12 protein-coding genes and 4 tRNA genes are annotated in these 13,878 nt (G+C 37.3%); 15 read left to right on the forward strand and 1 reads right to left on the reverse strand.

Going from position 1 to position 13,878, the window contains the following annotated elements; all coding sequences use genetic code 11:
* Positions 1–150: 150 nt before the first annotated feature.
* The 8 genes from DOD25_RS02675 to DOD25_RS06545 all read left to right on the forward strand — a co-directional run bounded on the left by DOD25_RS02675 (position 151) and on the right by DOD25_RS06545 (position 10,759).
* Positions 151–363 carry a helix-turn-helix domain-containing protein gene (locus DOD25_RS02675; protein ID WP_101892141.1) on the forward strand — a complete coding sequence of 71 codons (213 nt, stop codon included), beginning with the start codon at positions 151–153 and terminating at the stop codon, positions 361–363.
* Positions 363–2,042 carry a site-specific DNA-methyltransferase gene (locus DOD25_RS02680; RefSeq protein ID WP_112928646.1) on the forward strand — a complete coding sequence of 560 codons (1,680 nt, stop codon included), beginning with the start codon at positions 363–365 and terminating at the stop codon, positions 2,040–2,042. Before DOD25_RS02675 ends, DOD25_RS02680 begins: the two co-directional genes overlap by 1 nt.
* A complete protein-coding gene (locus DOD25_RS02685; RefSeq protein WP_064340563.1) occupies positions 2,036–4,249 on the forward strand; it encodes a DEAD/DEAH box helicase in 2,214 nt (737 codons plus the stop codon). Before DOD25_RS02680 ends, DOD25_RS02685 begins: the two co-directional genes overlap by 7 nt.
* A gap of 11 nt (positions 4,250–4,260) precedes the next feature.
* Positions 4,261–6,120: an ATP-dependent nuclease gene (locus tag DOD25_RS02690; RefSeq protein ID WP_064340562.1), complete on the forward strand. Its 1,860-nt coding sequence runs from the start codon at positions 4,261–4,263 to the stop codon at positions 6,118–6,120.
* Between the two features lie 396 nt (positions 6,121–6,516).
* Positions 6,517–6,870, forward strand: coding sequence for a hypothetical protein (locus DOD25_RS02700; RefSeq protein WP_180947417.1), 354 nt, complete (start codon positions 6,517–6,519; stop codon positions 6,868–6,870).
* Between the two features lie 310 nt (positions 6,871–7,180).
* The gene (locus tag DOD25_RS02705) at positions 7,181–8,806 is read left to right on the forward strand and encodes an ATP-dependent nuclease (RefSeq protein WP_112928648.1); all 1,626 of its coding nucleotides are present in this window, start codon (positions 7,181–7,183) and stop codon (positions 8,804–8,806) included.
* On the forward strand, positions 8,796–9,986 hold the full coding sequence (locus DOD25_RS02710) for a UvrD-helicase domain-containing protein (RefSeq protein WP_064340559.1): 1,191 nt from the start codon (positions 8,796–8,798) through the stop codon (positions 9,984–9,986). The genes DOD25_RS02705 and DOD25_RS02710 overlap by 11 nt, the downstream gene beginning before the upstream one ends.
* 635 nt (positions 9,987–10,621) lie before the next feature.
* The gene (locus DOD25_RS06545) at positions 10,622–10,759 is read left to right on the forward strand and encodes a hypothetical protein (protein ID WP_407645749.1); all 138 of its coding nucleotides are present in this window, start codon (positions 10,622–10,624) and stop codon (positions 10,757–10,759) included.
* Between the two features lie 109 nt (positions 10,760–10,868).
* On the opposite strand, the gene DOD25_RS06430 is transcribed toward DOD25_RS06545, so the two are convergent.
* Positions 10,869–11,009 (reverse strand): hypothetical protein, encoded by a 141-nt coding sequence (locus tag DOD25_RS06430; protein ID WP_196776774.1) that lies wholly within the window; start codon positions 11,007–11,009, stop codon positions 10,869–10,871.
* A 166-nt stretch (positions 11,010–11,175) separates the two neighbouring features.
* Between DOD25_RS06430 and DOD25_RS06435 the strand changes: the two genes are divergently transcribed.
* The 7 genes from DOD25_RS06435 to DOD25_RS02745 all read left to right on the forward strand — a co-directional run bounded on the left by DOD25_RS06435 (position 11,176) and on the right by DOD25_RS02745 (position 13,528).
* Positions 11,176–11,493 carry a hypothetical protein gene (locus DOD25_RS06435; protein ID WP_064340557.1) on the forward strand — a complete coding sequence of 106 codons (318 nt, stop codon included), beginning with the start codon at positions 11,176–11,178 and terminating at the stop codon, positions 11,491–11,493.
* A 140-nt stretch (positions 11,494–11,633) separates the two neighbouring features.
* Entirely contained in the window at positions 11,634–11,945 is a 312-nt protein-coding gene (locus DOD25_RS02720; RefSeq protein WP_101892139.1) for a hypothetical protein, read from the forward strand.
* Between the two features lie 323 nt (positions 11,946–12,268).
* Complete coding sequence (locus tag DOD25_RS02725) at positions 12,269–12,493, forward strand: hypothetical protein (RefSeq protein ID WP_231880182.1); 225 nt, start codon at positions 12,269–12,271, stop codon at positions 12,491–12,493.
* Positions 12,494–13,141: 648 nt separating this feature from the next.
* Positions 13,142–13,214: transfer RNA gene (locus DOD25_RS02730), tRNA-Gly, on the forward strand.
* Positions 13,215–13,242: 28 nt separating this feature from the next.
* Positions 13,243–13,313: transfer RNA gene (locus tag DOD25_RS02735), tRNA-Cys, on the forward strand.
* 30 nt (positions 13,314–13,343) lie between these two features.
* A tRNA-Val gene (locus tag DOD25_RS02740) sits at positions 13,344–13,415 on the forward strand.
* Positions 13,416–13,455: 40 nt separating this feature from the next.
* Positions 13,456–13,528: transfer RNA gene (locus tag DOD25_RS02745), tRNA-Val, on the forward strand.
* Positions 13,529–13,878 lie beyond the last annotated feature (350 nt).

The raw sequence follows: 13,878 nt of genomic DNA on the forward strand, positions 1-13,878 counted from the left end.
TTTTACTTATAGGGATGAGCATTTGCCTTGAATGAATAACAAAGGAGACTTTTTTAATCTGCTATATATTCCGGTACTATCGGTTCTTTATATCGTTGATATACTCACAGAATCGTGATAATATTTAATTATTAAAATAAGGAGGGAATTATGGCTGTTAGTTATAAAAAACTATTACATCGCATGATTGAAGAAGATATTTCCAATCAGGACTTAATGAGAATGAGCAATATTTCCGCCAACATTATTACAAAACTACGCACCGGGCAATATATATCACTAGAGAAAGTGGAAGATATCTGCACGGCTTTACACTGCACACCCAATGATATTTTGGAATTTATAGCGGAGGATGAGAAGTAATGGGGAATCTATCGCAAGAAAAGCGCGAGCGCATGCTGGCATTCTTAAATAAAGTTAAAGAAGAACATAAAGACGATGATGAAATGCTTATTGCTCTTGATGAGATTGAGAATGAGCTCAACTCGAAAAAATATGGTCTTGTGTGGGAGAAACACGAAGAAGAAGTTGACCGTATGATGCAAGACAATATTCCCGTGTTCACTGAAGTAAAAGAGCGTGAAATTAAAGCGACTGATGAAAACGCTTATAACTTTCTATTGGAAGGTGATAATCTGCATAGTTTGAAGTTGCTTGAGAAAACGCATGCAGGAAAGATTGATGTGATCTATATCGACCCACCTTATAATACAGGAAGTAAAGATTTTACTTATAACGATGTATTGGTTGACGAGAACGATGGGTATAGGCATAGTAAGTGGCTCTCTTTTATGAGTGAAAGACTTCAATACGCAAAGAAGTTATTAACTGATAGCGGTATGATAATGATATCTATTAATGACATAGAGCTTTACTCATTAAAATTGCTATGTGATTCTATCTATGGAGAGTCCAATTTATTAGCTAACATGATATGGCAATCCACTCCTGGATCCAATACAGGGCTTGACATAAAAACAGTAACAGAATACGTGCTATGCTATGCCAAAAACAAGATGGAATGTACTACAGCCTCTAGACCTATTGAAGATGACCAAAAATACAAATTTAGAGACAATTATGTTGAAAAAAGAGGGAAATATCTTCTTAATAAGTTGGATCGAAGAATGACGGGGCAACACTATTCTGAATCATTAAATTATGCAATAAAGACTCCTGACGGTAGGCTCGTATTTCCTGGTGGTGAAGAAGAAAAACAAAAACACTGGAATTGGAGATGGTCAGAAAGTAAGGTTGCGTGGGGGGTAAAAAATAACTTTATAGAGTTTAAGCAATCTAAAAACGGTAAATGGGCTATATATTTCAAACAGTACTTTAAAGTGAATAATAATGATGAAGTAATTGAACGCTCTTTACCTTATCAAAATTTGATTAAGGATTTAAATGGAGCAAATTCAGCTCGCGGCACTCAGGAAATTATGAGTATTTTTGATAAGAAGGCGTTTGATTATCCCAAACCATTAAATTTAATAAAATATTTATTAAGAATTCACGCAAATCAGAATGCCACCGTCCTCGACTTCTTCGCAGGCAGTGGCACTACCGCTCAAGCTGTTCTTGAGCTTAACAAGGAAGATGGTGGGAATCGTAAGTTTATTCTTTGCACGAATAACGAGAATAATATTTGTGAAGAAGTTACTTATGAGCGTATTAAGCGTGTGATTCATGGATATGCAGATGTAGAAGGCATCCCTGCAAACCTCAAATACTTCAAGACTGACTTTATTCCCAAAGATGCAGATGATGTGAGTGAAGAACTCCTTTCTCACATCAAAGAGATGGTAGAACTTGAAAATGGTATTACATTGGATAACAAGCACTATCTCATTGTTTTAACCGATGAACAAGCTGACGAGCTTGCTAAGAACTGGTCTAATTATGAGGATGTAAAAGCGATTTATGTTTCTCATAACGTTCTCTTTACGTCTGAGCAGAATGCTCTCTTTAGTAACACGGATATTCATATTATTCCTGATTACTACTTCGAGTATGAGCTGAAGGAGGTTGGTGAAGCATGGTAAATCCTGGACTTACAATCAATTTATTTGAATTTCAAGAAAAAGCCGTAATCCGTTTAATAGATTTAACTACTAAGCCGGATGCTAAAGAAACTGTAGTCATGAAAGCTCCTACTGGCTCGGGTAAAACAATTATTCTTATTGACTATGTTGATAAATATTTAAGTAATGTTGATAAGAAAACTGCTTTTATTTGGCTATGCCCGGGTAAAGGAGACCTTGAAGATCAAAGTCGTAAGAAGATGCAGAAACTTTCTCCAGGTAGAAAGACACAGAATTTATTTGACGCGCTTTTAGGCGGATTTCCTGAAAGTTCAACGACTTTCATCAACTGGGAGCTGGTTATTAAGAAGGGTAACACTGCTATTCGTGATAGTGAACGTAAAAATCTATTCGACCGTATAGCGGAAGCACATCGCTCAGGTATAGAGTTTATTGTTATTATCGATGAGGAACACTCCAATAACACGGCAAAAGCTAGAACGATTATTGATGCTTTTGCTGCCAAGCATACTATTCGCGTCAGTGCCACAGCTGTTGAAAACAAGCGATATGAGTTTTTTGAAATTGATGAACTTGATGTCATTGACGCAGGTCTTATTACCAAAGCACTCTATGTTAATGAGGGTCTCAAGGAAAATCTCAATATTGATGACGATTATGATACTTTGCTTGATCTAGCTGATAGTAAGCGCAAAGAGATAGCTGACAGGTATAAATCAATTGGTAAAACAATACGCCCACTTGTGTTGATTCAGTTCCCAAATGGTAAGCCTGAAACGATTGAAGCAGTAGAAGCAAAGCTTGGGTCCATGGGTTACACGTATGAAAACGGTATGGTCAGCAAGTGGATGAGTGAGGATAAGAAAGACCTACCTGATGATCTAACTGAGAATGACGGCATTCCTGTATTCCTTCTTATGAAACAGGCAATATCCACTGGCTGGGATTGTCCTCGTGCGAAAATACTCGTAAAGCTTCGTGAAGGCATGAGCGAATCCTTTGAAATACAAACAATCGGACGTATACGCCGTATGCCAGAAGCAAGACACTATGATGATGACTTGCTTGATTTCTGCTATGTTTATACTTTTGATGAGAAATACAAGGCAGGACTACTCTCTTCAATGGATAAAGCCTACGAAACAAGACGCCTGTTTCTCAAAGATAAATGCAAGACATTCACGCTAGAAAAGCAAGTCCGTGACCTTGACTTTAACGGTTTAGGTGAACGTGAAGTGTTGCAAAAGATTTATACTTTCCTCGTTGAAAAATACAATCTCACAAACGATAAGCAAGCAAACCTCACGCGTTTAGAAGCTGCAGGCTATGTTTTTGGTAATGAAATACTCGGCTCTGCTTTATACGGTAAGTTCATTAAAACAGCATCCGTAGCAGAAGCTACCACATACTATATGACTAGAAAGCGTGTTGATACGCATAAGCACGGTATCGAACTTTTGCACAGTGTAGATGCGATTAAAAGCACGATTGGTATGTCAACTGTCAAAGTAAAAGTCATTCTGGAACGCTTATTCCGTAAAGGTGGTAATAATAAGCAAAAACTCATTAACCTTCCTACAGCTGACTTTTATGCTTTTGTTGTTAACAATGAGCATCTTTTGAAAGAAGAATTTAGAGCTGTTACAGCTAAAATGTCTGTACAGCAAGAACTGAAGCTTGCGCCTAAAACGTATACTTTCAAGATTCCTGAGCAGGATTTCTTTAAGTATGATCCGGGTGTCAAAAATGAAGTAGAATACCTAACCAATGCTTACCGTGAATACACTTCAGGATATGCAACAAGTATCATACGTTCAACGTCTGAGATGCTGTTTGAGAAGTATTGTGAAACGCGAGATGACATTGATTGGGTTTATAAAAACGGTGATACAGGTCAGCAATATTTCTCGATCGTTTATATCGATGGTTTGCAGCATCAATGGCTCTTTTATGCAGACTATATTGTAAAGAAGAAAGACGGTTCTATCTGGGTAATTGAAACCAAAGGCGGCGAAGCTAGAGGACAAGATAAGAATATTGACAAGCAGATTGAGAATAAGTTCAACGCTTTTAAACAGTATGCTCAAGCTAAAAATCTTAACTGGGGTTTTGTGCGAGATAAAGATGGTGAGCTTTATATCAATAACACGGTATTTGCTGAAGATATGGCAGACGAGAACTGGGTGCCGTTATCTGAGAAGTTTTAAGGAGGTTAATTATGAAACTGAAAAAATATCGAGTAACAAATTTCCGTTCTGTTGAGGATAGCGGCTGGATAGATTGTGATGATGTTACAACACTTGTAGGTGTGAATGAATCGGGGAAAACTAATCTTTTGTTAGCTTTATGGAAATTGAATCCAGCAAGGCAAGGCAATATAGATATCTTGCACGATATGCCTGTGTCAAAACTTAGTACACTGAGAGAAAAAACCTCAGAAATCGCTTTTATTTCTGCAGAATTTGTTCTTGATAAGGAAACTAAAGAGAAATTATCGCGGCGTTTGAATTTCAAAAATATTTGCGACGAATCAGTCATTGTTAATCGCTTTTATGATGGACATTATACCATTGATTTCCCAGATGGGATGCCTGAATTTAATGATAGTAGTGAGGATGAGATTGAATCCGATAGCGATTCAGAGGCAAAAAATCTTTTAGATAAATTGCAGGAAGAGATATTAGAGGTTTTGCCGAAATTTGTATACTACTCAAATTATGGAAATCTATCTTCTAAAATATATCTGCCTCACGTTATTCAATGGCTTAAAGGAAAAACTGTTGAAGGTATTGAAGTTAATGAAGATCAGGTAAGGACTCTTAGGGTATTGTTTGATTTTCTGGATCTTAAACCTGAAGAAATTTTAGAATTAGGAAAAGATCCAAAAGAACTTGCTCATGAACGTTCCAACTATTATTCAAATCCAAATTCAGAAGAAATCAAAAAAGCTGAAAAAGACAAAGAAGAACGCAGTATTTTGCTTCAATCTGCCTCGGGTAAATTAACAAGAGAATTTAAGGAATGGTGGAAACAAGGAGAGTATAAATTCCGCTTTGAGGCTGATGGTGATTATTTTAGAATATGGGTGTCTGATCAATTGAGACAAGATGAAGTTGGTTTGGAGCTTCGTAGCACTGGTTTACAGTGGTTTCTTAGCTTCTATTTAATTTTCCTTGTTGAAAGCCAAGAACAACACAAGGATGCAGTACTTCTGTTAGATGAAGCTGGATTAACGCTACATCCTCTTGCACAGAAGGATTTATGCCGATTCTTTAATAGTTTGTCAGAAAAGAACCAGATTATTAACACTACACATTCCCCTTTTATCGTTGATACGAATAATATTGACCGCTGCAGAGTTGTATATGCTAGCGAAAAAGGATTTACAGTTGCATCAAGTAATTTACGAGAATGTATAGGGAAATTAGGCGATCAGTCAATTTACGCTGTTCATGCAGCACTTGGATTAAGTGTGTCTGATATCCTTTTTCAAGGTTGTCAAACAGTTATAGTTGAGGGACCATCAGACCAGTATTATTTGAATGCAATTAAAAACTACCTTATTTCTGAAAAGTTATTATCACACAAGCAAGATATTGTTTTTGTGCCTTCAGGCGGTGTTCGGGGAGTTCCTGGTGTTGTTAGCTTGCTGACAGGAAAACAAGGAAGGTTACCATACGTTATTTTAGATTCAGACAAATGCGGACAGGATTCTAAGAAAAAGTTAGTGTCAAATCTTTATGCAGAATCCCAAGATTCTATTATCGAAATTAAAGACTTAGTAGATTATGAGAACTGTGAAGTTGAAGATTTGATTCCATATACTCTGTTAGGAAATGGCATATGGAATCTATTTAATACAGTAGAGGAACAATTTGAAGATTCATATGATAATCAAAAATCAATAGTTCCTCAGATAGAAAGCTTCGCTGCTAATAACAATATTGCTCTACCTAACGGCTGGAAGGTTGAACTAGCAAAGTCAGCAAAACGGAAATTGCTCAGCAACAAAACGCCAGATTTTGATGAAAAATATAAGAAGATGTGGCAAAAGCTGTTTGGTCTTTTGCAACAGTAATCGTTTTAAGTAGATATTTCATGGTTGCTATGTTTTAATGGTTATCCTTTCCTGGTGACTTGCTTTGCTTTCCAAAGCATACGCTTCCTCAAGCATTGCTTGTGTGTATATATTGCTCAGTATTTGGAGTATAGCAAGCCACATTCGAATAACTTTTAGATAAAACGTCTGAAAGTAATATGGATTGACAAATACCACTTTAATTACCAAAAACAAGGAAAGCCTACTTCATGCAATGTGCACTAGGTAGGCTTTCTTATGTTCCCGCTTAAAGGCTTTCAGTCGGTTTTCTTTTTAATCCCTTTCTGAACACTCCATTGCGGCTATCTTTCCTCTGCCGAGGTTCGTTCTTCTTCGGAGCGCAAGTTTGAAAAATACTGCGAACACGATGACAGTGTGGATTGGGTGTATAAGAACGGCAACAAGGGCAACGAATACCTTCCCACCGTTTACGTCGATAACTCCGAAAAGCAGAAGAATTTCTATTCCGACTACATTATTTCCGTCTGTGGTAAGATTTGGATTATCGAAACCAAGGGCGGTTTTGACCGTTCCGGCAACAGCCAGGATATTGATATTTTCACGCCGAAGAAGTTTACGGTGCTGAAAGATTATCTTGAACGCTATGAGCTGAACGGCGACATCGTCCGCTACGATGAAAAGAGCGAGGAATTGCGTATCTGTATGGATAACTATTCAGATGACATCGGAAGTGACAGTTGGAAACTGCTCAGTGAGGTTTTAGATTAAAGCAAAACTCCCTATATCCGTTTTAACAGGGGTTATGTGGGGCATACAGAACTTTTCTGAGTCAAAGACTAACCATGCCGTAATGTGGGTGTATGACATTGATGCTATACCTGTGACGGAATACATTTGTATGATGAGCAGATAAAGATATAGCGGAGATTGACAGAGAGCAAATTCATGATGTTTCATATTGTTATTTTAGGCACAGTCGCAACAATGGTTGTAATTCAAAATGGAGATAAAAGGAACGATATCATTCAAAAATATCTTTAGCATATTCCTAAAAGCACTATAACCAAAGGGGATTGGTATGAGAATTAAAGAACTCCGAATAGAAAACTATAAAATTTTCAATACCATAAATATTTTATTTAACGATAATGTCAATATTTTTGTTGGAGAAAACGACTCGGGAAAAACGACAATTCTTGAAGCGTTGTCTATGGTTCTTACAGGAAAGATCAACGGGGGATCTATTATCTCTCGGTTAACTCCGGATTGGTTTAATAACGAAATTCGAACCCAATATATTAACGATGTTAAAAACTCTGGCGAACCTCAACCGCCGCTAATTTCTATCGAAGCATATTTTGACGGTTTAACTGAGAAAGATGAAAAAATCAAAAATTATAGAGGTGCTAACAATTCTCGACGGGAAGACCACATTGGGGTTAAACTGGAAATCAAGTTCAATGAAGAATATAGTGCAACATATAAACAGTTATTACTTGAAAAGAAAGTTGAAGATATTCCTATTGAACTATATAAAGTAAATTTTAGAACTTTTGCTGCTTCAGATTATTATATAAATACCACTGCAAAAAAGGTCGCCTATATTGATGCAACCAAAAAGGATTATGGCGTGGTTTTGAATAAATTTGTAGCATCAAGCATAAACGAATATTTGAGCGAAGAAGAACGTACCAATTTGAGATTGGCATATAGAAGTAATCGACATAATTTTACAGATAGCGACGCTGTAAAAAACCTAAACACGAAATTGCAAACTAAACATCATTTCCGTGATAAGCGAATCACGCTAAATCTCCGTGAAAATGATATCGACGGTTGGAAAAATGAAATGTCATTATCATTGGATAGCATACCGCTCGATAATGCTGGATTTGGAACTCAGAATATGATTAAAACTGAGATGTTTATGCAGCAAAATCTTGATGTTGACATTTTGATTATTGAAGAACCAGAAAACAACCTGTCTTATACAAATATGTCGATTTTAATATATCGTTTATCCGAAAATACAGACAAGCAGATATTTATATCAACACATAGCAGTTTCGTGGCTAATAAAATGGGCTTGCAAAATATACATTTGATGGGTAACGGCGACACAAAGCCGTTTAAAAAATTATCAAAGGATACATATAATTATTTTATAAAGCTCCCTGGCTTTAATACATTGAGAGTTTTATTGGCAAACAAAATAATACTTGTCGAAGGTCCTGCTGACGAACTTATCATACAACGGGCATATATAGATAATTATGGGAAGTTACCTATTGAAGATGGTATTGACGTGATGTCTGTTGGTGGAGTGGCTTTTAAAAGGTATTGCGAGTTAGCAAAGCTAATTAACAAAAATATCGTTATTGTTACCGACAATGATGGTAACCCATCAAGCGTTAGGGAGAATTATAGCGTTTTTGCTGATATAGCTGATTTGTGTATAGAAGATGATAAGAACTTAAACACTTTGGAGCCAACGGTATTAAATGCCAATAAAGATAACTTTGAAGCTTTTCGTGACATCATATACCACAAAACCGATATCAAAACTATAGATTATGGAGCTTTGAATAAGTTTATGGAAAAAAATAAGGCTGAATGGAGTATGAGGGTATTTCTCAGCGACCAAAAAATCAACTACCCAAAATATATTCTTAAGGCGATTGGAATTACCGGCGATGAACAATGATGTGACTTTTGCAGCAGCAGGAAGTGGAAAAACATATAGTATATGCTCTAAAGCGATTAAACTCGCTAAAGAAACTAAAAAAACAATTCTTCTTGTTACATATACTAACGAAGGAGTTCATTCGTTAGAAACTGAATATAGAAAACAAAATTTTGGTATTATTGATTCCAATGTAAAAATTACCACGTGGTATTCCTTAGTTTTGTCCGACTTTATAAAGCCATATCAGTGTTTGCTAAGCTTGAAATGTAAAGATTTCAAAAAGGAAATTCCTTATGATATTCCAGAGAATTTCATAAAATCAATAGCTTTTTATCAAAACGAGGACACGACAAAATACTTCAATAAAGGTCATATGCAATACTTTTTTATAAACGGTGCACATGATATTCAAAAAAACAAGGTGAGCGAACTTGCATATAAATGCAATGTCGATTCATCGCGAAAAGTGATAAAGCGATTAGAAGAAATATATTTTCACATATTTTTTGATGAATTACAGGATTACGCGGGTTGGGATTTAGAATTGATATCGCTTCTTTTTTCTTCTACGATTTCAACTACATGCGTTGGTGATTATAAGCAAGCAACATTTCGAACAAACAACTCCCTCAAAAACAAACAATTTAGGGACGATAAAATTAAGGATTTCTTCGAGTTACAGCAAAAGAAAGGCCTTTGTTCTATAACATATAGTAAGATTACGCGACGTTTTAATCAAGAAATTTGCAATTATATCAACACAATTCATGGCGACGAAAATAATCAAGTTTGTCAATGTTGTGAGATTGAATTTTCGGATGAGAATGCAGGCGTTTATGTAATGGAACCAAAATATTTGAGTGATTACTGTAATTATTATCACCCTACTATATTGCGGTATAATCGTGATTCCAAAATTCCTTTTCCACATAATTGTCAAGTTCTGAACTATGGAAATTCGAAGGGATTAACTTTGGATAGGGTGGTTATTATACCTGTAGGTACGGTGTTACCATTTATTCAAAAGGGAACAAGAATAACATCACCTCAAACAAAATCGAAATTTTATGTTGCTTGCACAAGGGCTCGGCATAGTGTTGTATTCGCTATAGAAAATTTTACAGAAACGGATTGTTTTAAGTGTAGTGTAATTCGATATGATGGCAAAGAATTCCCGGTATGGAAATATGTAAAATAATATCAACAACATAACTAAACTGAAAAGAGTGCAACAACAGCGATGTAAGGCTGAAATCCTTACATCGCTGTTGTTTTTAGCTTTTATGATGGAATGGAGAGATATGAAATCGGTGCATCATATGCCGAATTTTTGGATAAGCCTCCTTCGGAGGTGTTTATTTTTTGTATCAGAAACACTACATTTACATCATCAGAGAAAATATAGGGACAATGTATAGGCAAATTATCTGCAGGGGCGCACAGCGCACGATACAAGTCACAGTTAAAAAACGTCGTCAAGGTTGTATCTGCCACCGAGGGTTATATCGGATGGCGCAGAGGGCATTATTCTTGAATCTATGCTTGAGGGATTCGCTGAATACCATTCTTCTGACCTCTCCGAAAAAGTTGTTCGTGGTATGACTGACAATGCCTTGAAGTGCAAATATAACGGCGGAGCACTCCCAATAGGCTATATCATTGATGCAGAAACAGTATTTTCAAGTTTACCCTGTAACCGAGCAGTTTATTTTGGATGTTTTCAAGAGATATGATGAGGGCGCGACGATGACGTGAATCCGCGATTGGCTCAATGAGCAAGGGATGAAAAATACTCGCGGAAATCCTCTTACATACAACAGCGTTTAACATCTTTTGAATAACCTCCGCTATGTTGGTGAGTATGTTTACAGAGATATTTTTGTTCCAGACGAAATCCCCGATATCGTTCCAACAGAGCTTTTCGAGAGTATGCAGCGCAAGATGGAGAAAAACAAGAAAGCTCCCGCCTAACACAAGGCAGAAGATGATTATCTCTTGCAACGAAGCTCTTCTGTGGACATTGCGGTGCATACCTTTGTTGTGAAAGCGGAACGAGCAGAACGGGAATAGTCCATCACTATTACAAGTGCGTTTCCGTAAAAAGAAGCGTAAAGAGTGCCACAAAAAGCACGTCAAAAAGTCTTGGATCGAAGATTTGGTGGTTTCCGCTACGGATGGAAATGATTATGGATGCTGCTGCAATAGAAGCCATTGTTTCCATGCTGATGGATTTGCGGGAACAGGATAACAGCAATATTCCTTGTATTAGCAGCAGTTGCAGGAAACAAATAACTCCATACGAAATTTGCTGAATGCTATTAAGTAAGGTATTTTGACAAAATCTACCAAAGGAACGCCTTGGGGAATTAGAAGCCGCAAAAGAGGAATTGGAACAGAGCCTTGATTATGAGAAGTTGTCCAAGCCTCCGAAAATCAGCACTGATTTTATGACATTTTGGTTGCACCGTTTCCGCAAACTGGATGTTACAAAGCAGAGCCATAGAAAAATTCTGATCGATACGTTCATAAAGGCCATTTACATCTATGACGACAAAATGCTGCTGACATTTAATTACAAGGACGGAATAAAAACAATTACTTTTGGCGATATCAAGAAGTCGCAAAATCTGCGGCTTCTGGTTCGGATTTGGATTGCTCAACTGCACGATACACGCGGTTTTTGCTGCGTTTTTTTTACTGCTTAATTCATTATTGGTTTTGGTTTATAGGCCTAACCCCAAGTTTCATGTGTTGTATGATGTATACTTAAATGATACGTGCAGAATCATATTGAATGTACAATATTTATCCAAATAACAGTAATAAAGTCTGAGGTAGAACTTGAGTGATTACAAAAATCGATTCTAAGAATATCTTTGATAAAAATTTGGATGAACAGTCTTTGTATAAAAAATATCCGCAATTATTAGATATATTACTTATTGATAGAACTACTGGTAATAACATTTTATGGGCAACAGATAATTACGAGCAGACCGTCTTTTATATGCTTATAGCACAGGCAGAAGAAACGCTGGCAAAATCCTTTATGCCAATCGCTGTGTGCGCTGCAGATTTGGCTGAATCTATTGATGTTCGCGAGCGCCAAGCAGGATTAAACAAGCTTGCGGAATTGCTTGCTAAACATAATCACTAAACATAATCATGCGATAAAAGAACAAGGTCTTTCCCGCATACGCGGGGGTGATCCCATAAATATTGGGATACGATATAACCAGCGTGGGGACCTCGGCAACCAGCTTTCAAGACTGGAACATTAGTCTGAGGAGCACCCCACGTTTTTAAGTTTTTCCTGCAACGATGATGTAATCCTAAAAGTGCATTTATCGAAAAAAAAAAATGGCGTGATAATACCGCGTTCCTAGTTGTGGAAAATAAGAGAGGAATTAAAAGCTGATGAACATGATGAAAATTTGTTATAACATGGCTGAGAAACTTCGACCTTAAGCTGAGCCATACATGAGTGAATTTGCAAAAGAATTTGTTAATGATGCTATTGGAGCTGGAGAACCGTCAGTTGCAATTGATCTTTATTTAGTAGAAGCATGGCTGCACAAGAGCGCGCCTAAAGAATTGTTAATCGAAGCTTATAACCTGCTAGATCCTTATGAATGCGGAGACTTGTATGACGATATAGCAGACGATTTAGGTGTACCGCGTAAAGTTCATTCACCAGATGAATAAAGAATAAATTTTATATTAAAAAAATCTACTTAGAATGAAAATTGCGAGGGAACCCCTCGACTAACAATCTGACGTAAACGGCAGCTGCGAGGCCCTCGCGTTATGTTCATTATAGCTTTATTTTTTATAATATCCAATGCACCAAAGGATTCAATGAATACTATTGTTCAAAAACATTTATCTAGAAAAGATACGAAACTAAATTGCGTTTGAATAATAAAAAACGGGAAAATTAACTATTACAAAAGAGCTGGTCATTCCCCCAAACCAACTCGTTACGAGATTAAGGGGTAAGGGGAGCCCCAGCTCTACATTCAATTCTATCATATGAGCATCTACATTATCGCAAGTGTGACTCATATTGTTGTTATTGTTTAGCAGATTTATCATACATAATAAGCACAAGTATCAAAACTGTTTCCCTAACGCAACAATTTTGAGAAATAACTCAAGAATCACAATAACAATGTTGTTGATGCGTAATCGCTTCTGATAGAGTTTCCCACATAAGCGGGGCGAGACAACCTGCTTGAGCACACCAAGCAACACCAAGCGACACGCCAAAAGACGCAAAGCTTGCATTTGTAAATATTTCGGGTATAGTAGTTACTCGTGCTTCGGCGCTGACACAGTTAGCAAGAAAGCATTGCGGACATAGCTTAGTTGGTAAAGCGCAACCTTGCCAAGGTTGAGACCGCGGGTTCGAGTCCCGTTGTCCGCTCTAGGTCCGATGAGTTATTCGACCTTACGGTGGGTTAGCCAAGCGGTTAGGCAGCGGCCTGCAAAGCCGTATAGATGAGTTCGACTCTCGTACCCACCTCGATTAAGCTTCAAGCTTAATAAACAACCTGGGCGGTTGGCGCAGTGGTAGCGCACTTCCCTGACACGGAAGGGGTCACAAGTTCGAACCTTGTATCGCCCACTCGAAAGGATTGCCTTTCACGCATAATTAAAAAAATTTTGGGTGATTGGCGCAGCGGCTAGCGCACTTCCTTCACACGGAAGGGGTCATAGGTTCGATTCCTATATCACCCACAATATGTTCGCAGTGTAAAATCACTGCGTTTTTTGTTATCTGGATATTTTTTTATTTGCCAACTTTCATATGAAAATTTTTGCATGCGAACACAGGGGGTCATAGCCACAAAAGTGTGTAAAGCTAAGCTGATGAATATCTTGCGGTATAAGACGCAGCTCAAACACCGTTACTAATTTAAGCTAACGAACTGAGAAAACAACGGTCATATGTTACTGGTGCAGTGCACAAACTGCTCCAGTAACGAATAATTGCAATTTAGTATTACTCATGCAGTATGTAAACTGCGCCAGTAACAAACAATTGCGATTTAGTGTGCGCCGAGCTTGCTCAAGGTTAAAAGCACACT

The sequence above is a fragment of the Gardnerella leopoldii genome, from assembly GCF_003293675.1.
GTDB classification, from domain to species: Bacteria; Actinomycetota; Actinomycetes; order Actinomycetales; family Bifidobacteriaceae; genus Bifidobacterium; species Bifidobacterium leopoldii.